A 17,400-nucleotide genomic window follows, 5' to 3' on the forward strand; every position below is an offset into this window, starting at 1 on the left:
GCGCACGCGGGCGTCGGTGAGCGCGAGAATCAGGTCGACAGAAGGCGACATTGCGGAACAAAATCTTCCGCAATAGTCGGAAGAGTGTTCCGCATGACGAACACGAAGCAGATCCGGTCCTTCCGCATCGACATCGCTCAGGCCGAGCTCGATGAGTTGCGCGAGCGGCTCGGGCGGACGCGCTCGCCGCATGTCGTGCCCGGTACCGAGGCGGATTGGGAAAGGGGCATCACACCGCGATACCTGCGAGAACTGGTGACGTACTGGCGTGCGGAGTTCGATTGGCGGGCGCAGGAGGCGCGGCTGAACGCCTACGACCAGTTCACCACCGAGATCGACGGCCAGACCATCCACTTCTTCCATGTCCGCTCGCCCGAGCCGGAGGCGATCCCGCTGCTGATCACCCACGGCTATCCGGGCTCGGTGGCGGAGTTCCTCGATGTGATCGGCCCGCTGACCGACCCCCGCGCGCACGGCGGTGATCCGGCGGATGCGTTCCATGTGGTGATCCCGTCGTTGCCCGGGTTCGGGTTCTCCACGCCGCTGGCGTCGGCGGGGTGGGAGCTGGGGCGCACGACCGAGGCGTTCGCGGAGTTGATGAACAGGCTCGGCTATCCGAAGTTCGCGGCGCAGGGTGGCGACATCGGCGCGGGCGTCACCGGGCGCCTGGCCGCGACCCACCCCGAGCGGGTGATCGCGACCCATGTGAACAGCGACCAGGGCACGCTCGGCCTGGTGGGCGAGCAACTGCCGATCCCCGACGGGCTGACCGAGGACGAACTCGCCGCCATCGAGGCCGCCCGGCAACGGTGGGCCCAGCAGAAGGGATACCTGGTGCTGCAGACCACCCAGCCGAACGCGATCGCGGCCGCCCTGACCGATTCGCCGATCGCGCAACTCGGTTGGATCGCGGAGAAGTTCCAGCTGTGGACCAACTCGGCGTGCGCCGAAGGCGAAGCCGTGGATCGTGACCTGCTGCTGACCAACGTCAGCATCTACTGGTTCACCCGCAGCGGCGCGTCGGCGGCGCAATTCCTCTGGGAGACCGCGCATTCCGGCAAGGACTGGGTCGCGCCGTCGGCAGTGCCGCAGGGGTGGGCCGTGTTCGACACGCATCCACTGATGCGCCGGGTGATGGATCCGGATGGCCGCATCGAGCATTTCACCGAGTACGCCGAGGGTGGGCACTTCGCCGCGGCGGAGCAACCGGACCTGTTCGTCGCGGACGTGCGCAAGTTCTTCCGCGACTATCGCGGGTAGCGGTAGCGCGGGCGCGTCGCCGCCCGCGCCCCGACGGAGCTACGTTCGGAGGCGTAGTAGCGAACCGTTCCCCAGTCGGATGCCCCCGCCGGTGCGCGGGCCTACCGTTTCCGTATGACGTGGAACGAGATGAGCCAGAGCAAGTTCGTCCTGCTGACCACCTTCAAGAAGGACGGAACGCCGGTCGGCACACCTGTGTGGGTGGCTCCCGACGGTGACCGGATCGTCGTCTGGACCAATCCGAAGACCTGGAAGGTCAAGCGGATCCGCCGCAATCCGGAGGTCACGCTGCAGGTGTGCGACGGGCGCGGTCGCCCGGCCTCGGAGGAGGTCTTGCCGGGTAGCGCGCGCATCCTCGACGCGGACGGCACGCAGCGCGTGCGCGACGTGGTCGCGGACAAATACGGCGTCATCGGCAAGCTCGCCATTCGCGGGCACAAGCTGTTGCGTGGCGCCGACGCGTCCGTCGGTATCGCGATCGCTCCGAAGCCGGCGCCCTAGGCCGATTCGGCCAGGCCCGCGGAGCGCCAGATGTCCGCGAGGTCATCGAGCGGGACCGAGAGCGCCTGGCCCAGCGCGACCACCGTGCCGAAGGCGGGGGAGGGCAACCGGCCGGTCTCGATCTTGCGCAGCGTTTCCGGTGAGATCCCGGCCGCCAAGGCGACGTCGGCGAGTTCGCGGTCGGCGCGGGCGGCGCGCAGGGCGGCGCCGAGGCGGCGCCCTGCTTCGATCTGCGCGGGAGTCAACGGGAGGCGGACCATGCGCCCAGGCTACGGCCGGTATTTAAATACCGCAACCGGCTCGATTGGTATTAAAATACCAATGCGGCTATCGTGGTATAAAAATACCGGCGCACTGGAGGATCGATGGTCGAGTTGAAGAGCCCCGCGGAGATCGCGCGGATGCGAGTGGCGGGGCGCTTCGTCGCCGGCGTGCTCGCCGAATTGCGCGAGCGCGCCCGCGTGGGGGTGAACCTGCTCGAGCTGGAAGCGCATGTCCGGGAGCGCATCCGTGAACGCGGCGCGCAGTCCTGCTACTGGGACTACTCACCCTCTTTCGGGCGCGGGCCCTTCCGCAACACGGTCTGCCTCTCGGTGAACGACGCTGTACTGCACGGACTTCCGTTCGATTACGCGCTGCGCGACGGTGACGTGCTGAGCATGGACCTCGCGGTCGGAATCGAGGGCTGGGTCGCGGATTCGGCGACCACGGTCGTGGTCGGCTCCGCCGCCGCCGAGGACGTGCGGCTGGTGCGAGCCACCGAGGAGGCGCTGGCCGCGGCGATCGCGGTCGCGGTGCCGGGCAACCACATCGGCGACATCTCCGCCGCCATCGCCGCGGTGGCACGCGAGTACGGCTATCCGGTGAACACCGAATTCGGCGGTCACGGCCTGGGCCGCACCATGCACGAGGACCCGCACGTGCCCAACACGGGCCGCCCGGGGCGGGGGTATCGGCTGCGGCCCGGCCTCACCATCGCGATCGAGCCCTGGTTCGCGCGCGGCACCGACCGCATCGTCACCGACCCCGACGGCTGGACCATCCGCTCGGCGGACGGCTCACGCACGGCCCACTCCGAACACACCGTCGCGATCACGCCGGACGGCCCGGAGGTTTTGACCGCGGCGTGAAGGCCGCGCCGAGCGGGTCTATTCGCCGGACAGCCAGACGGTCAGGTCCTCGGAGGCGCGCAGCTCGTCGGCGACCGACGCGCGTTCCCCGGCGGACAGCCGCATCGCGCGCAGCTCGGTCCGGAACTGCTCGGCGCGGCCGGGGTCTTCGGTCGCGACGGCCAATTCGGCGAGCGCCGCGAGCGCCCTGGCCACCTCCAGCCGCGGCGCTTCGGCCCGGAACCGGCCCAGGCCGACCTCGAGCACGCGAAACGCGGCCTTGTCGTCGGTCTTGAAGTCGCGCAGGATGCGGGCGTTGTCGAGCACCTTGGCCAGTCCGTGCAGCTCCCTGGATCCGCCGTATTCCACTTTCGGGGGTTCGTCGCGCTGGATGTAGATCACCTGGTTACCCGCTGGATCGACGACGGTGAACCGGGACTGCCCCGGGCGGAAGCGGGTGATCCTGGGCAGGCCTTTCGCGGGGATCTTGCCGTAGCGGGCGCGTAGCGCCGCGGTGAAAGCCTGGTGCCTGCTCGCGACATCGTCGACCATGACCAGGCAGCCGGTGCGTTCGGCGGGTATGTCGCCACCCTTCGGTGTCGGCACGAAATGCAGGGCGCAGCCGTGATCCTCCACGGCGCCGTAGATGTAGGGACGGATCTGTTCGTGGGTCACCGCGTAGCCCAGCGTCTTGTAGAAATCCAGCGTGCCGGCCAGATCTTCGGTCCAGAGCTGCGGTACCGCCGTGTCGGCCATTCAACCTCCCGATTGCCTGCGGTAGTCAATTTTGACTAGCTAAGGGTAGGGCGGTTCCGCCCCGGAAGTCAAACTTGACTACCATGCCATCCGGAGCGAAAGGAGTCGCCATGTCCGTGGTGCGCCTACTGGTGCTGGGGGTGATGCGCCTGCGTCAGCCCGTGCACGGCTATGCCGTGCGACAGGAGTTGCTGTCCTGGCGCGCCGAGACCTGGACGAACGTCAAACCCGGCTCGATCTACCACGCCCTCAAGCAGCTGACGCGCGAAGGAAAGCTGAGCGCCTTCGCCACGCAGAACAGCGACCAGGGGCCGGGGCGCACCCTGTTCGAGCTGACCGAGGCCGGCGAGGCCGAGTTCCGCAGGCTCATGGACGAGGCACTGGTCAGCATCGACATGGAGGAACTGGGCGCGGGCATCGCTTTCATGGACGCGTTGCCCCGGTCACACGTCATCGCGAAGCTGCGCGAACAGCGCCGCCGCAGCGAGGAGGTGCGCGCCGACCTGCTGGCCATGATCTCGAACTTCCCAGGGCGATACGAGGCGCCGCACGCCACCGATCTGCTGGAGTTGTGGAGCGGCGTGTTCGACAACCTGTCGAAATGGACCGAGGGCGTGCTGGCGCGCCTGGAGGCGGGCGAATACCGCATGCCGGAGTAGGTCGGCGGCGAGCCGCCGTCGACCTCGGTCCGTGAGCCGGCTCGCTTCCCCGCGCCGGCTGCGCGCGCCGGGACGCGGGATACGCTGCCCGCATGACGAATTCGCTGGACGCCGTCGCGAAGGCCGACTACGTGCTGCTGACCACCTTCCGCAAGGACGGAACACCCGTCGGCACCGCGGTGTGGGCGGTCGCCGAGAACGGCAAACTGTACGTCTGGACCGTGACCGACAGCTGGAAGGTCAAGCGCCTGCGGCGCAATCCGGCGGTCACTGTGCAGCCGTGCAGCGCGACCGGCAAGCCGCACGGTACGGCGATCGAGGGGACCGGGCGGATTCTCGACGCGGAGGGCACCGAACGGGTGCGCAAGCTGCTGCGGCGCAAGTACCGGCTCACCGGTCCGCTGGTCATCCTCGGCAGCAACCTGCGGCGCGGCAAGGCCGGGACCATCGGCATCGAGATCACCCCGGCCGCCTGACTCCCGGCGTCAGGTCGCCTGGCTGACCGACGACATGTGGAAGTCGGGAATCCGCAGGGGCGGCATGGCGGTCCGGGTGAACCAGTCCTTCCATTCGCGCGGCAGCGTGAGCTCGGTCGCGCCGGCCTCGCTCACCCGGCGCAGCAGGTCCAGCGGGCTCTCGTTGAACCGGAAGTTGTTCACCGCAGCGGTGACCTCGCCGTTCTCCACGAGATACACCCCATCCCTGGTGAGACCGGTCAGCAGCAGCGTCGCCGGATCGACCTCCCGGATGTACCACAGCGTGGTCAGCAGCAGACCGCGCTCGGTGCGGGCGATCATGTCGTCGATCGTGGCATCCGAACCACCGGTGAGCAGCAGGTTCTCCCCGGGAACCGTGGCGGGCGCGTCGAACTCCGCGGCCGTAGCGCGCGGATAGATCAGCGAGGAGATCACGCCCTCGTGCAGCCAGTCGACCCGCTCGGCGGGCAGGCCGTTGTCGAACACCGACATCGATTCCGACGACGCGGTCGCCGCCACGAACGGGCGGTACTCCAGCCCCGGGGCGTTCGGATCCGAGTAGAGCGTCAGCGGAATGTCGCTGAGGCGCTCACCGACCCTGGTCCCGCCCGCCCGTGCGAACGCCGTGTGGCCCTCCTGGGCGCCGCGGCCCTCCATCGACCAGGCCAGGTAGATCATCAGGTCGGCCACGGTCGAGGGCGGCAGCAACGTTTCGTAGCGGCCCGCGGGCAGCTCGATCTTGCGTTTTGCCCAGTCCAGGCGGCGCGACAGGTCCGCGAGCAGGCCGGACACGTCGACGTCGGCGAAGTCGGCGGTACCGACCCCGACCCACGCGCTGGCCAGATCCGTGCCCTCGCCGCGCTTTCCGTTGATTTCCACCGATCCGGTGGGTTGCACGAAGCGGCGGCGGATACCGGTCGAAGTGCCCAGCCACGTGGTGTGCATCTGATGGTGGGCGAAACCGTAGAGGCGGTCGGCGCTGTCGAACCCGGCGGCCAAGCCGTCGGCGAGATCGGTGAACACCTCGATGCCGGTGCCGACCGCAGCGGCGGCCCAGTCGTCGTCCACGGCGTCCGGCTCGAGCAGCGGCATCGCGTCTCGCGCGGGTTCGGCGCCGCGTGCCGCCGCTTCGCTCGCGCGCACGACCGCCTCGATATCGTCGGGATCGACGCTGGTCGAGGCGATCGTGCCGACGCGGGCGAGGGCGGGTCCCTCGCGGAACACCGAGATCACCGCCCAGTTCCGCGACACCGACGAGCCGTTGGTGGTCATGGAGTTCCCGGCCCAGCGCAGCGACGCCTCGTGCTCGTCGCGCACGACCACCATCGCCTCGTCGGCGCGGGAGAGCGCCAGCGCCCGCTCCACGGTCGCGCTCGCGGGAAACAGATCGTCACTCACTGGCCTGCCTCCGTCCGGGTGTTCAGGATGTTGACGCCGCGCACCAGGATCGACGGGCAGCCGTGGCTGACCGCCGCCACTTGGCCGGGCTGCGCCTTGCCGCAGTTGAACGCGCCCCCGAGCTGCCAGGTCGACGGTCCGCCGACCGCTTCCATCGCACCCCAGAAGTCGGTGGTGGTGGCCTGGTAGGCGACATCGCGCAACTGGCCGTCCAGCTTGCCGCCGCGGATGCGGAAGAACCGCTGGCCGGTGAACTGGAAGTTGTAGCGCTGCATGTCGATCGACCACGACTTGTCGCCGACGATGTAGATGCCGTCGTCCACCCGCGAGATCAGCTCCTCGGTGCTGGTGTCGCGGTCCGGATCGGGTTGCAGCGAGACGTTGGCCATCCGCTGGATCGGCACGTGATGCGCCGAATCCGCGTACGAGCAGCCGTTGGACCGCTGCAGACCCAGGCGCGGCGCGAACACCCGGTCCAGCTGATAGCCGACCAGGACGCCGTCTTGGACCAGGTCCCAGCGCTGCCCGGCCACGCCCTCGTCGTCGTAACCGACGCTGGCCAGCCCGTGCGCTTCGGTGCGGTCGCCGGTGACGTGCATGATCGGGGTGCCGTAGCGCAACGTGCCGAGCTTGTCCGGCGTCGCGAAAGAGGTGCCCGCGTAAGCGGATTCGTAGCCGATGGCCCGGTCGTACTCGGTGGCGTGACCGATGGATTCGTGAATGGTCAGCCACAGGTTGGTCGGGTCGATGACCAGATCGGTCGGCCCGGCCTGCACGCTGGGCGCTTTCACCTTCTCGGCCAGCCACTCCGGGATCCGCGCGAGTTCGCCGTTCCAGTCCCACACGCCGTCGGCGCCGGTCACGTACTCCCAGCCGCGGCCGACGGGCGCGGCCAGCGTGCGCATGGTCTCGAACACCCCCGCCGAGGTGTCCACCGTGATCGCCTCGAGGCTCGGGTGCAGCCGCACCCGCTGCTGGGTGATCGAGGAGCCCGCGGTGTCGGCGTAGAAGGTCTGCTCCTTGACCTGCAGCACGCTCGCGGTGACGTGATCCACTCCGTCGGCATGCGACAGACGCTCCGAATAGTCCTGCAGCAGCGCGACCTTCTCGCCGGTCGGCACGGTGAACGGGTCGAGGTCGTAGGCCGAGACCCAGCGCGCGTCGGTGTAGCGCGGCTCGTCGGCCAGTTCGACGCGTTCCCGGTTGAGCGCCCGCAGCGTGGTCGCGACGGTGACCGCGGTGCGCGCCACCTCGGCGGCGGTATCGGGCGTGAGCGCGGCGTGTGACGCGAAACCCCAGGTGCCGTCCACGATCACGCGCACGGCGAAGCCCAGTTCGGTGCTGTCGGTGACGGCCTCGACCCGGCCGTCGCGCAATCGGATCGATTGGGTGACCAGGCGGTGCACCCGCAGGTCGGCGTGCTCGGCGCCGGCCGCCGTGGCCGCGGCGAGGGCGGCGTCGGCGAGCGCGGCCAGTGGCAGGCCGAGGAACTCGGCGTCCACGTCTCTGGATGTCGCGATGCTCACCCGAACCAACCTAGTCGGTGCCGCCGAGCGCGCGTACCCGCGCGGTGATCCCACGCCGTGGAAAGTTGCAGCGCGTGCGGGTTTGCACGGAATGTGCCAGGGCGCAGAGCGAACGGCACGCGCGACACTCGAGCTTCCGGCGTGTTGCTCGCCGGATGCCGTACTGTGCCCGCGTGCCGCCATCCCCCCTTCGTGACCGCAAACGCGAACGTACCCGCCGAGCCATCCTCGAGGCCGCAGCCGAGCTGTTCGAGACCAGAGGCTACGAGGAGACCACGGTGGCCGACATCGCCGCCGCGGCGGACGTCGGCACACGCACGTTCTTCAACTATTTCGCCAGCAAGGAAGAGCTGCTCTTCCCGGAGTCCGACGAACGGGTGCGCGCCGCGGTGGCCGCGATCGCCAGCAGGCGCCCCGGAGAACGCCCGGTGGAGGTCCTGCTGCGCGCGTTGCGCGCCGCGGGCGACAACCCCGGCGAGCACCTCGTCGACGATCTCCATGCCCGGATCGGTGCGCTGCGCGCCCAGGTGTCGCGCACCGTGCCCGCGGTGAGCGGGCGCGCGGCGCATGCCCAGCTGGTCACCCAGCGCGAGATCGCCAGGCAGTTGCACAAGGCGTTCCCCGCCGAACTCGATGAGGTCGGAGCCGCCGCACTGGTCGGCGCCGTCGTCGGCGCGGTGTCGGGTGCGTTGACGGTGTTGTTCCAGCAACCGGTGGCCTGCGTAGAGGACGGCGAGCGGCTGCACCGCAAGATTCACGAGACGACCTCGCGGGTGCTCGAACCCTGGCTCGCCACCCATCACGCCGAACCGGTGGGCTGATCAGCCGAACTGCTGCCAGCCCAACCGGATCACCATCCCGATCACCACCACCAGCAGCACGATGCGCACGAACTCCGCGCCCTTCCGCAGTGCCATGCGCGCGCCGACCACGGCGCCGAGCACGTTCGCCACGGCCATCCCCGCGCCGAGCGCCCAGAGGATGTGCCCGGTAGCGCCGAAGAAGAGCAGCGCGCCGAGGTTGGAACCGCAGTTGATCACCTTGGCCATGGCGGCGGCCCGTACGAACTCGGTGCCGAGCAGGGTCGCGAAGGTGATGATCAGGAACGTCCCGGTGCCGGGCCCGAGCAGGCCGTCGTAGAAGCCGATCAGCCCCGCCGCCAGCGCCACCGTGAGGACGACCTTGCGCCTGGTGGGCGGATGGGTGGCCAGGGTGACGCCGATCGACGGCCGCAGCGTGACGACCACCGCCACGCCGACCAGCACCACCATCACGATCGGAATGAACAACTCGCGGTCGATCAGCGAGACCGCGGCGGCGCCCACCGCGGCCGCCGTCGCGGCGATCGCCGCCGCGGGCAGCAGAACCCGCCAGCGCATCGGCACCTTGCGCGCGAACGTCAGCACCGAGGCGCTCGTCCCGGCGACCGCGGCGAGCTTGTTGGTGCCCAGCGCGGTCTGCGGCGCTATACCGGGGGCCACCACGAACAGCGTCGGCAGGACGATCAGCCCGCCGCCGCCCACCACCGCGTCCACCCACCCGGCGGCCGTCGCCGCCGTCAACAAAACCGCCCAGTCTCCGATCTCCACCCCGCCAGACAACCAGACTCCGGATCCGGAGGTCGCCGGGCGCCCGCGCGACGGTCCGCGGCCGGCGGACTCCGTCGGGTCGGCGTGCCCGTGCGCCGGACGCACCTAGGCTGATCCGGTGCGTCGTTTCAGTCTGTGGCTCCGGGGCAAGCCCGTCGTGGCCGATTCGGTGCTGGCGGCGATTCTCCTGCTGCTCGAGATCATCGGGGTGGCCAACGCGCACAACAAGCTCGCCTACCTGGCCATCGGAGTGCTGCTTCCGCTGCCGGTCGTGCTGCGACGGGTGTACCCGCGAGCCATGGCGGCCGTCACCTTGGCCCTGTCGGTGACGGCGACGCTGGTGGGCTTCCTGGCCGAGGACGACGCCGAGCACATCGCGCTGCTGTCGCACGGCATCATGCTGTACACGCTGGTCGCCTACGTGGGAAGGCGGGACGGCCTGTGGTACGGCCTGGGCCTGGCGGTGGATCTCGCGCTCGCGATCGTGGCGATCGGGAAACCCTCCGGCCCCGACATCGTGTTCACCGCCATGTTCTACGCCTTGTGCTGGACGCTCGCGGAGTTCATCGGCGCGCGGCACGCCTACGACGCCGAGGTCGCGGCCCGCCTCGCGGTCGCCGACTACGACAAGGACCGCCGCGCGCACGACGCCGTCGCGGCCGAACGCACCCGCATCGCGCGCGAACTGCACGATGTGGTCGCCCACGCGGTGAGCGTGATCATCGTGCAGGCCGACGGCGCGAAGTACGCGCTGCGCCGCGACCCGGACGCGGCCGAGCAGGCGCTCACCACCATCGCGAGCACCGGCCGCGAAGCGCTGCGCGAACTGCGCAGAACCGTGGCCCTGCTGCGCACCGAGCACGCTCCCGACCAGTTGCCCCAGCACGGTACCGCGGGTATCGCCAAGCTCGTGGAGATGATGCGCGGCACCGGTCTGGCCGTGGAGCTCGAGCTGACCGGTGAGCTCGACGACATCGCACCCGAGGTGAGCCTCGGTGTGCATCGCATCGTGCAGGAATCGCTGACCAACACGCTGCGGCATGCCGGACCGCACCCCAAGGCGTGGGTGCGGGTGCGCCGCACCGACGCCGACGTGCTGATCGACGTCACGGACACCGGCGGGGTGCCGCTGCCCGAACCGGGCACGCGGATCCAGGGCAGCGGGCTCGGCTTGGTCGGGATGCGCGAACGGGTCGCGGTGCTGGGCGGCAGTCTCGAGGCGGGCCGCACCGCCGACGGAGCCTGGCGAGTGCACGCGAGCATCCCGCTGCAACCCGGTCCGGCGGAGTGAGCCGGCCGCTCGAACGGCACGAGGAGCGCTGCGCCGCAGACAGTTTCGGCCCGAGCGGATCATGCAGTCCAGACCCTTCGCACCGCAGGTCACCCGGCGCGCCGGAGGGGTCACGTTACATTGGGGTCGTGCCGATCACCGTTCTCGTCGTCGATGACCAGGAACTCATGCGTATGGGGTTGAAGATGGTGCTCGGTGCGCACCCCGACATCGAAGTGATCGGCGAGGCGGCCAACGGCGCCGCCGCGGTCGCCCGAGCGGCGGAACTGCGACCGGACGTGGTGCTGATGGACGTGCGGATGCCCGTCGTGGACGGGGTCGTCGCCACCACCCGGATCGTGGAGGCAGGCCACGGTAGCCGGGTTCTGGTCATGACGACCTTCGATCTCGACGAGCACGCGCTCGGCGCGCTGCGCGCGGGGGCCAGCGGATTCCTGTTGAAGGACACCCCGCCGGAGGATCTCGTCTCGGCCATCCGCAGCGTCGCCGCCGGTGACGCCGTGGTCTCGCCGAAGGTCACCAAACGCCTGCTGGACCGGCTCATCGCGGAGGATCCGGCGCGTACCCGCGACCCGGGTGTGCTCGACGTGCTCACCGCCCGCGAGCGTGAAGTGCTCGAGCAGATCGCGGCCGGGCGTTCCAACGCCGAGATCGCCGAGCAGTTGTATCTGTCCGAGGCCACGGTCAAGACGCACGTGGGCCGGGTACTCACCAAACTCGGTCTGCGCGACCGGGTTCAGGCCGTGGTGCTGGCCTACGAGACCGGGCTGGTGCGGCCCGGCGGTTGACCCGGGCGGATCTCAGCGACTTATCAGACGGGCTGGGGAGCAAAACCCCGGTTCGAGACGTTGAACGGGTAGATCGTCCGAAAGGATCGCCATGCCCGCCCTGTTGTTCGTGCTGTACGTCGTCGTCGAAGTCGCCGCACTGGTCGCGGTCGGTCAGTTGATCGGCGTGCTGCCGACCGTTCTGGTGCTGATCGCCGGGTCCGCCGCGGGCATGCTGCTGGTCGGCGCGCAGGGACGGCGGGTCTTCGAGCAGTTCCGCCGGGCCGCTCGCGGCGAAGTGGCGCCCGGCACCGCCGTGGCCGACGGCGCCCTGGTCGCGGCGGGTGGGGTGCTGATGTTCGTGCCCGGCCTGGTCACCTCGCTGTTCGGCCTGCTTCTGCTGCTGCCTCCGACGCGCGCGCTGCTGCGTCCGCTGGTCACGGCGTTCGCCGCGCGGCGCTTCCGCAGGCTCGCCGCCGCCGCGCCCTACCGCGGCGTGGTCGTCGACGCGGGTGAGGTGGTCGACGGCGCCGTCGTGGGGCAGTGGTACGACGACGGTCAGGGCAACACGCGTCGCGCGATCACTTCGTCCTGAGCACGAACTCGGCTGTACCCGGTTCCGCGCGGCGGCGCGAAGGGCTATCGTGACGCGATGGCCACCGAGCAACTCACCGTCACGGTGAGCGAGGAGCTGGCTGCCGCGGTGAAACGCGCGGCGGCCAGTGCGGGACAGTCGATTTCCGGATTCACCGCCGCGGCGCTGCGGCTGGAGCTGATCGCCGTGGAGGCGGGCTGCCTGCCCGCGGCGTCCGGCGGGACCGGTGGTGCGCCGCCGGAGTACGCGGAGGTGATGGCGGTGCTGGCGCAGCCGGAGGATCTGGCGCGCCACCCTCTCTGAACGGCTGACCGAAACCGCCGCACCGGGCATACGGCAGACTGATGCTCCGTGAGTACCCAGTTGCTGATCGGCGGTCGTTTCTACAGTGCCAGTTCACCCGACGCCACGGCGATGGCGGTGAGCGACGGGACCGTCGTCTGGCTGGGCGCAGAGCAACCCGGTCGTGCGCTGCACCCGGACGCCGAGATCGTCGACCTCGACGGCGCCTTCGTCGCGCCCGCGTTCGTGGACCCGCACGTGCACGTCACGGCACTGGGCCTGAAGCTGACCGGGCTCGATCTGTCGGCCGCGCGCTCGCTCGCGCACTGCCTGCGGCTGCTGCGCGAGTTCGCCGAGGCGCACCCGGACGGCGCCGTTCTGGGCGACGGCTGGGACGAGACCACCTGGCCGGAGGGGCGGCCACCCACCGTCGCGGAGATCGACGCGGCGGCGGGCGCCGGTCGGCACGTCTACCTCTCGCGGGTGGACGCGCACTCCGCGGTGGCGTCCTCGGCGCTGCTGGACACGCTGCCCGAGCTGGCCGCGACCGACGGATTCACCCGGGGTGAATCCGTGCGTGCCGCCGCCCACCACCTGGTGCGCACCGCAGCGCTCGCCGATCTGTCCCGGGCGCAACGGGATAGAGCCCGCGCCGCGGCACTGGACCATGCCGCCGCGCGCGGTGTCGTCGCGGTCCACGAATGTGCGGGCCCGGAGATCGCAGGCCGCACCGACGTTCGCGAACTGCTCGAGTTCGAACACGGCGTCGAGGTCAGGGCCTACTGGGGCGAGGCGGTGCGCAGCGCCGAACAGGCCCGCGCCCTGATCGAGGAACTCGGCGTACACGCTCTCGGCGGCGACCTGTTCGTGGACGGGTCGTTCGGGTCGCGCACCGCATGGTTGCGGGCGCCCTATGCCGACGAGACCGGTTGCGGTCGAAGCTATCTCGACGCCGACGCGATCACCGACCACGTCCGCGCCTGCACCGTCGCCGGTATCCAGGCCGGATTCCACGTGATCGGCGACGCCGCCATGGACGCGGTCGTCACCGGTGTCGAACGGGTGGCCACCGAACTCGGCGGCCCCGCGGTCGCGGCGCTCGGGCATCGCGTCGAACACGCCGAGCTGATCGACGGCGAGCACATCGCGCAGCTCGCGCGCTGGGGTGTGATCGCCAGTGTGCAACCGGGATTCGACGCGGCGTGGGGTGGACCGGACGGCATGTACGCCGCGCGGCTCGGCGCGGATCGCGCCGCCGCGCTGAATCCGTTCGCCGCCATGGCTTCCGCGGGCGTCGCCTTGGCGATCGGCTCCGACGCTCCGGTCACCGCACTCGATCCCTGGGCGGCGGTGCGGGCGGCGGCCAACCACCGCACGCCCGGCCACGGCTTGTCGCCCCGTGCGGCCTTCGCCGCGGCTACCCGGGGCGCATGGCGTGCGGGCGGAGTCCGCGACGGGATGGCGGGCACCCTGGTACCCGGCGCCCCCGCCTCCTATGCGATCTGGGACGCGGCCGAACTCGTCGTCGCCGCGGCCGCCGACTCGGTGCAGCGCTGGTCCACCGATCCGCGGTCGCGGGTACCGGGACTGCCTGCGCTGGACCCGGATGCGCCGCTGCCCACCTGCCTGCGCACCGTGCATCGGGGAGCGACCATCTATGCGAAGTGAGCGAGCGCTCGACGAGCCGAGCGCGGCTGGTGACCGTCTCGTGCCCGGTGTTCGGGTGCGCCGGGACGCGCGGGATCGGCGCGTCTCGACGCTCGCCGCGTGCCTGCCCACGGCCCGCCGCCGTCCGAGCGGGGGTGGCCACTCCAGCCGGGGCATGGGGCGTTTCCATGATGCGTTGCTCGCGGCCGCCGACCATCCACAGCGCTGTTCGGTGCTCGGATATCGGATTGTGTCCGGGCGGATCGCGACCGGCTGGTCACCGGCAGCCGTACGGTCTACCTGGGGCCGGCATGGCCCCGCTACAGACTCGCGCGGGTCGAATGTGTGCTTGCCCACGGCCGAGGCTCGCGCTGCTGGGAGTCGCGGGGCGGCCGGACGGCGGACATCGGGCTTCCGTCCGACTCTTGCCGGGCAACCGACCTCGGGCGCGGAAGCACTCGTCCACGGCAGTCGGCGAACTCGGAGTCTGCGCGACGCCGGACGTCTTCCGCGCGCGGTAACCGGGTTTCCCAGTCTTTATCGCGGGGCAGTTCGGCGTGATTGCGAGGCGCCGATGGGCGGGTCGGTTGTGGGGGATCTGGGAGTAGGCCGTCTGTCCATTGGGACACGAACGTCGTGCGGCCGGACTCGCGCAGTGCGGGGGTGCGCCTGCGCGGAGAAGGGTCCGGCACCTGGACCGGCGATATGGGCTTCAAGCCGTTTCGTCCGAAGGTGGACTTCCGAGTCGGCCCGAACCACTGCCGTAGAGGGGATTACGGTCCGGCAGTGCGCGGCGTCCGGTCGGCGAAGGCCGGTCGATTCGCTCCTGACTGCTCCACGCCACCGGGCCTCCCATACGCCGGTCGAGGCGCGGTACTGCACAACCGGGAAGGGCGAGGTGGCACTGCGTGCCAGCGAGGGAGGGCTGGGCAGCGGCGGAGGATGCGCGGCCGACCGGCTGTGGTTTCCGTCGCGCCGAACGCCTGCTGAGCACCGAATCACGGTGCTGCGGCATAGCGATGCCGATCGGGTAACGGCGGGACTTTTTCGGGCCGCCAGGTGGCATCCACTGTGGTGTGTATCGGTCGCCTGCCGGGCCACGGATCGGCAGCGTCTCGCGGCCGGGCGGCTCGGTCGCCCGGTGCGGTCGCAGGGCCCCGATGCGCTGGTTTCGGCCGCAAGATGCGGGTTTGTCCGGCGGAGGCCGACCGGGGAGCCGACATCATGCCGGCGACTGCTAACGATCCGATGGCCGTCGACGATGCACGAGTGGACACCTGACGACTCGTCCACGGCTGAGGCGCGCGGTTTTCTGTGGCGCGCCTTCGCGGAGCCGATCGTGCGGCGTGAACTCGCCACTCGATCGACGCGGTCCGACCGGTGCGCCGAGGCTTGCGTGCGTCGTACGCGGGCTATGGCGGCCTTGATATTCCGTGTGACGAACGTCATCACCCCGAGCGTCAGGTGCGTCGAGTGGCGGACCTGTGCTCGTTCGCGTCCGGCTGTTTCGCGTCGATCGGCGCGGACGCGGTCGGGGGCCGACTGGCGGTCGCCGGTCCGATGGCGGACAGTGGCCGAGTGATGGTGCGAGAGCGGGTGGGCGAGTCGGTGCGGCAGGTGTCCGCAGTGGTCCGCAGCCACCCCGTAGCGGCGCGCGCGGTGTCTGCGATCTGCGCGGGGCTGCTGCTGTTCGGCAGCTTCCCGCCTCGGCCGTGGTGGTTTCTCGCGCCGCTGGGCGTCGCGGCACTGACCCTCACCGTACGCGGTGACGGTCGGCTGCGGGCGGGCTTCGGATACGGATTCCTGGCCGGGCTGGCGTTTTTCGTTCCGCTGCTGCCGTGGACCGGTATCTATGTCGGGCCGGCGCCGTGGCTGGCGCTGTCCACCGCCTGTGCGCTGCACCTGGGCCTGTTCGGTCTGCTCGCCCGGCTCGTCGGCGTGCTGCCCGGCTGGCCGCTCTGGGTGGCCTTGGCCTGGACCACTGCCGAGTGGGGCAGGTCCAGCTTCCCGTTCGGCGGATTTCCCTGGGGCCGTTTGGCCTTCGGTCAGGCCGACGGCTGGTTCTTGTCCCTGGCAGCCATCGGCGGCGCCCCGCTGGTCGGGTTCGCCGTGGCGCTCACCGGGACCGGAGCGGCGGCGTTGGTCTCGCTGCTGTGGTCGTCTCGCCTCTCTGATGACGTGCGTCGATCCGCCGATGCCGAGGCCGGCAGTCCCGAGCAGGCCGCTGCGAGCGGACGCACTCCCGTGTCCCGACTCGGGTACGCCGCTGCGGCTTTCACCCTGCTCGTCATGCCGCTCGCCGGTCTGTTCCTCCGGTCCGCGCTGCCCGATCCGGACAAAGGTGACAGAACGGTCACCGTCGCGGCGATCCAGGGCAGCGTGCCGCGCCTCGGCCTGGATTTCAACGCGCAGCGACGGGCCGTGCTGGACAACCACGTCCGGCGCACCGAGGAACTGGCCGCCGAGGTGGCCGCAGGCCGCGCCCCGCGCCCCGATGTGGTGATCTGGCCGGAGAACTCCTCGGACATCGACCCGTTGCGTAACGCCGACGCCGCCGCCCTGATCACCGCGGCCTCCGAGCGGATCGGCGCGCCCATCCTGGTCGGCGCGGTGCTGATCAACTCGGATCGGACCACGACCAACTCGGTGATGGTGTGGAACGGCGCCGCAGGCCCAGGTGAGCGGCACGACAAGAAGATCATCCAGCCTTTCGGTGAGTATCTGCCGATGCGGAGTTTTTTCCGGCTTTTCTCCGAATACGCTGATCGCGCGGGGTATTTCGTTCCGGGCAATGGTGATGGTGCGGTACGGGCAGCGGGTATCGACATCGGTGTGGCGACGTGCTATGAGGTGGCCTTCGACCGGTCGTTCGAAGACGCGATGCGAGCCGGTGCCCAACTGCTCACGGTGCCCACGAACAACGCGACGTTCGGCGACAGCGAGATGACCTATCAGCAGCTGGCCATGTCCCGTATCCGTGCCGTCGAGCACGGTAGAGCGCTGGTCGTCGCGGCCACCTCGGGTGTCAGCGCCATTATTGCCGCCGACGGCACTGTGCGGCAGGAAACCGCGTTATTCGTCCCCGCCGCGCTGGTCGCGCAGCTCCCGTTGCGCGACGACACCACTCTCGCAACGCGAATAGGCCCTGCGCCGGAGCGGATTTTCGTTATTCTGACGGCTGTCGCCGCGCTGGCCGCGGGCATCCGGCGGCGATCCACGCGCGATGATGCGCGAACCGGCCGTCGAGCCGTCGGCGGCCGATAACACCTCCTGCCGAATCGTCGATAACCGAACATTCGGTATGTTCTTGCCCCCACCGCCCCGAAAGTAAAGGTGGGGAAATGAGTTGCGCACTGTTCGCTTGACAACGGAAGTGATCCGCGGCCTACCATCGAACAGTCTGGTCAGAACCCGTTTTGCTTCGGTTCGACCTAGTTGAGTCGCAATGTTTGCGGAAATGTAACCAACCAAAGTGGCCTTCTGCCAAGGACGTTGGATGTGAAACAAATCCAAAACGTCGGCAATCCGGCAGATGCGATGCTCC

The 17,400-nt window shown here is 70.0% G+C and carries 17 protein-coding genes; 12 read left to right on the forward strand and 5 right to left on the reverse strand.

Going from position 1 to position 17,400, the window contains the following annotated elements; translation table 11 throughout:
* The first annotated feature begins 93 nt into the window (after positions 1-93).
* Together IU450_RS11310 and IU450_RS11315 are read left to right on the forward strand one after the other, a co-directional pair.
* Positions 94-1,260: an epoxide hydrolase family protein gene (locus IU450_RS11310; RefSeq protein ID WP_195149736.1), complete on the forward strand. Its 1,167-nt coding sequence runs from the start codon at positions 94-96 to the stop codon at positions 1,258-1,260.
* 114 nt (positions 1,261-1,374) lie between these two features.
* Positions 1,375-1,761, forward strand: coding sequence for a PPOX class F420-dependent oxidoreductase (locus IU450_RS11315; RefSeq protein ID WP_195149737.1), 387 nt, complete (start codon positions 1,375-1,377; stop codon positions 1,759-1,761).
* Here IU450_RS11315 and IU450_RS11320 read toward each other — a convergent pair.
* Positions 1,758-2,021 (reverse strand): helix-turn-helix domain-containing protein, encoded by a 264-nt coding sequence (locus IU450_RS11320; protein ID WP_043698765.1) that lies wholly within the window; start codon positions 2,019-2,021, stop codon positions 1,758-1,760. The genes IU450_RS11315 and IU450_RS11320 overlap by 4 nt on opposite strands.
* Positions 2,022-2,126: 105 nt before the next feature.
* Here IU450_RS11320 and map point away from each other — a divergent pair, with 105 nt between their 5' ends.
* On the forward strand, positions 2,127-2,891 hold the full coding sequence (map, locus tag IU450_RS11325; protein WP_195149738.1) for a type I methionyl aminopeptidase: 765 nt from the start codon (positions 2,127-2,129) through the stop codon (positions 2,889-2,891).
* An 18-nt stretch (positions 2,892-2,909) separates the two neighbouring features.
* On the opposite strand, the gene IU450_RS11330 is transcribed toward map, so the two are convergent.
* Positions 2,910-3,626, reverse strand: coding sequence for a glyoxalase (locus IU450_RS11330; RefSeq protein ID WP_195149739.1), 717 nt, complete (start codon positions 3,624-3,626; stop codon positions 2,910-2,912).
* Positions 3,627-3,736: 110 nt separating this feature from the next.
* Here IU450_RS11330 and IU450_RS11335 point away from each other — a divergent pair, with 110 nt between their 5' ends.
* Together IU450_RS11335 and IU450_RS11340 are read left to right on the forward strand one after the other, a co-directional pair.
* Entirely contained in the window at positions 3,737-4,285 is a 549-nt protein-coding gene (locus tag IU450_RS11335) for a PadR family transcriptional regulator (protein WP_195149740.1), read from the forward strand.
* Between the two features lie 92 nt (positions 4,286-4,377).
* Positions 4,378-4,761, forward strand: a complete 384-nt coding sequence (locus IU450_RS11340; protein ID WP_195149741.1) for a PPOX class F420-dependent oxidoreductase — start codon at positions 4,378-4,380, stop codon at positions 4,759-4,761.
* 9 nt (positions 4,762-4,770) lie between these two features.
* On the opposite strand, the gene IU450_RS11345 is transcribed toward IU450_RS11340, so the two are convergent.
* Together IU450_RS11345 and IU450_RS11350 are read right to left on the reverse strand one after the other, a co-directional pair.
* The gene (locus IU450_RS11345; RefSeq protein WP_195150020.1) at positions 4,771-6,087 is read right to left on the reverse strand and encodes a metallopeptidase TldD-related protein; all 1,317 of its coding nucleotides are present in this window, start codon (positions 6,085-6,087) and stop codon (positions 4,771-4,773) included.
* A 68-nt stretch (positions 6,088-6,155) separates the two neighbouring features.
* Positions 6,156-7,685: a TldD/PmbA family protein gene (locus IU450_RS11350; protein ID WP_416382859.1), complete on the reverse strand. Its 1,530-nt coding sequence runs from the start codon at positions 7,683-7,685 to the stop codon at positions 6,156-6,158.
* A 173-nt stretch (positions 7,686-7,858) separates the two neighbouring features.
* Between IU450_RS11350 and IU450_RS11355 the strand changes: the two genes are divergently transcribed.
* On the forward strand, positions 7,859-8,506 hold the full coding sequence (locus IU450_RS11355) for a TetR/AcrR family transcriptional regulator (protein ID WP_227954715.1): 648 nt from the start codon (positions 7,859-7,861) through the stop codon (positions 8,504-8,506).
* Here IU450_RS11355 and IU450_RS11360 read toward each other — a convergent pair whose 3' ends face one another.
* A complete protein-coding gene (locus IU450_RS11360) occupies positions 8,507-9,274 on the reverse strand; it encodes a TSUP family transporter (protein ID WP_195149742.1) in 768 nt (255 codons plus the stop codon).
* Positions 9,275-9,392: 118 nt separating this feature from the next.
* Here IU450_RS11360 and IU450_RS11365 point away from each other — a divergent pair, with 118 nt between their 5' ends.
* The 6 genes from IU450_RS11365 (at position 9,393) to lnt (ending at position 17,120) form a co-directional block, all read left to right on the forward strand.
* Positions 9,393-10,565: a sensor histidine kinase gene (locus IU450_RS11365; protein WP_195149743.1), complete on the forward strand. Its 1,173-nt coding sequence runs from the start codon at positions 9,393-9,395 to the stop codon at positions 10,563-10,565.
* Between the two features lie 128 nt (positions 10,566-10,693).
* A complete protein-coding gene (locus IU450_RS11370; RefSeq protein ID WP_195149744.1) occupies positions 10,694-11,353 on the forward strand; it encodes a response regulator in 660 nt (219 codons plus the stop codon).
* A 91-nt stretch (positions 11,354-11,444) separates the two neighbouring features.
* Complete coding sequence (locus tag IU450_RS11375) at positions 11,445-11,927, forward strand: FxsA family protein (RefSeq protein ID WP_195149745.1); 483 nt, start codon at positions 11,445-11,447, stop codon at positions 11,925-11,927.
* Between the two features lie 57 nt (positions 11,928-11,984).
* Positions 11,985-12,230: a hypothetical protein gene (locus IU450_RS11380; protein WP_195149746.1), complete on the forward strand. Its 246-nt coding sequence runs from the start codon at positions 11,985-11,987 to the stop codon at positions 12,228-12,230.
* A 48-nt stretch (positions 12,231-12,278) separates the two neighbouring features.
* Positions 12,279-13,877: an amidohydrolase gene (locus tag IU450_RS11385; RefSeq protein WP_195149747.1), complete on the forward strand. Its 1,599-nt coding sequence runs from the start codon at positions 12,279-12,281 to the stop codon at positions 13,875-13,877.
* A 1,560-nt stretch (positions 13,878-15,437) separates the two neighbouring features.
* Positions 15,438-17,120 carry an apolipoprotein N-acyltransferase gene (gene lnt / locus IU450_RS11390; protein ID WP_195150022.1) on the forward strand — a complete coding sequence of 561 codons (1,683 nt, stop codon included), beginning with the start codon at positions 15,438-15,440 and terminating at the stop codon, positions 17,118-17,120.
* Positions 17,121-17,400: the final 280 nt, after the last annotated feature.

The sequence above is a fragment of the Nocardia abscessus genome, from assembly GCF_015477775.1.
Classification (GTDB): Bacteria; Actinomycetota; Actinomycetes; order Mycobacteriales; family Mycobacteriaceae; genus Nocardia; species Nocardia abscessus_A.

What these genes read in the sequence shown, in the direction of transcription:
- IU450_RS11315 (WP_195149737.1), top strand. Translation starts at nt 1,375, where the DNA reads ATGACGTGGAACGAGATGAGCCAGAGCAAGTTCGTCCTGCTGACCACC.
- map (WP_195149738.1), top strand. Translation starts at nt 2,127, where the DNA reads ATGGTCGAGTTGAAGAGCCCCGCGGAGATCGCGCGGATGCGAGTGGCG.
- IU450_RS11375 (WP_195149745.1), top strand. Translation starts at nt 11,445, where the DNA reads ATGCCCGCCCTGTTGTTCGTGCTGTACGTCGTCGTCGAAGTCGCCGCA.
- IU450_RS11335 (WP_195149740.1), top strand. Translation starts at nt 3,737, where the DNA reads ATGTCCGTGGTGCGCCTACTGGTGCTGGGGGTGATGCGCCTGCGTCAG.
- IU450_RS11345 (WP_195150020.1), bottom strand. Translation starts at nt 6,087, where the DNA reads ATGGTGGTCGTGCGCGACGAGCACGAGGCGTCGCTGCGCTGGGCCGGG.
- lnt (WP_195150022.1), top strand. Translation starts at nt 15,438, where the DNA reads ATGGTGCGAGAGCGGGTGGGCGAGTCGGTGCGGCAGGTGTCCGCAGTG.
- IU450_RS11330 (WP_195149739.1), bottom strand. Translation starts at nt 3,626, where the DNA reads ATGGCCGACACGGCGGTACCGCAGCTCTGGACCGAAGATCTGGCCGGC.
- IU450_RS11380 (WP_195149746.1), top strand. Translation starts at nt 11,985, where the DNA reads ATGGCCACCGAGCAACTCACCGTCACGGTGAGCGAGGAGCTGGCTGCC.
- IU450_RS11340 (WP_195149741.1), top strand. Translation starts at nt 4,378, where the DNA reads ATGACGAATTCGCTGGACGCCGTCGCGAAGGCCGACTACGTGCTGCTG.
- IU450_RS11310 (WP_195149736.1), top strand. Translation starts at nt 94, where the DNA reads ATGACGAACACGAAGCAGATCCGGTCCTTCCGCATCGACATCGCTCAG.
- IU450_RS11320 (WP_043698765.1), bottom strand. Translation starts at nt 2,021, where the DNA reads ATGGTCCGCCTCCCGTTGACTCCCGCGCAGATCGAAGCAGGGCGCCGC.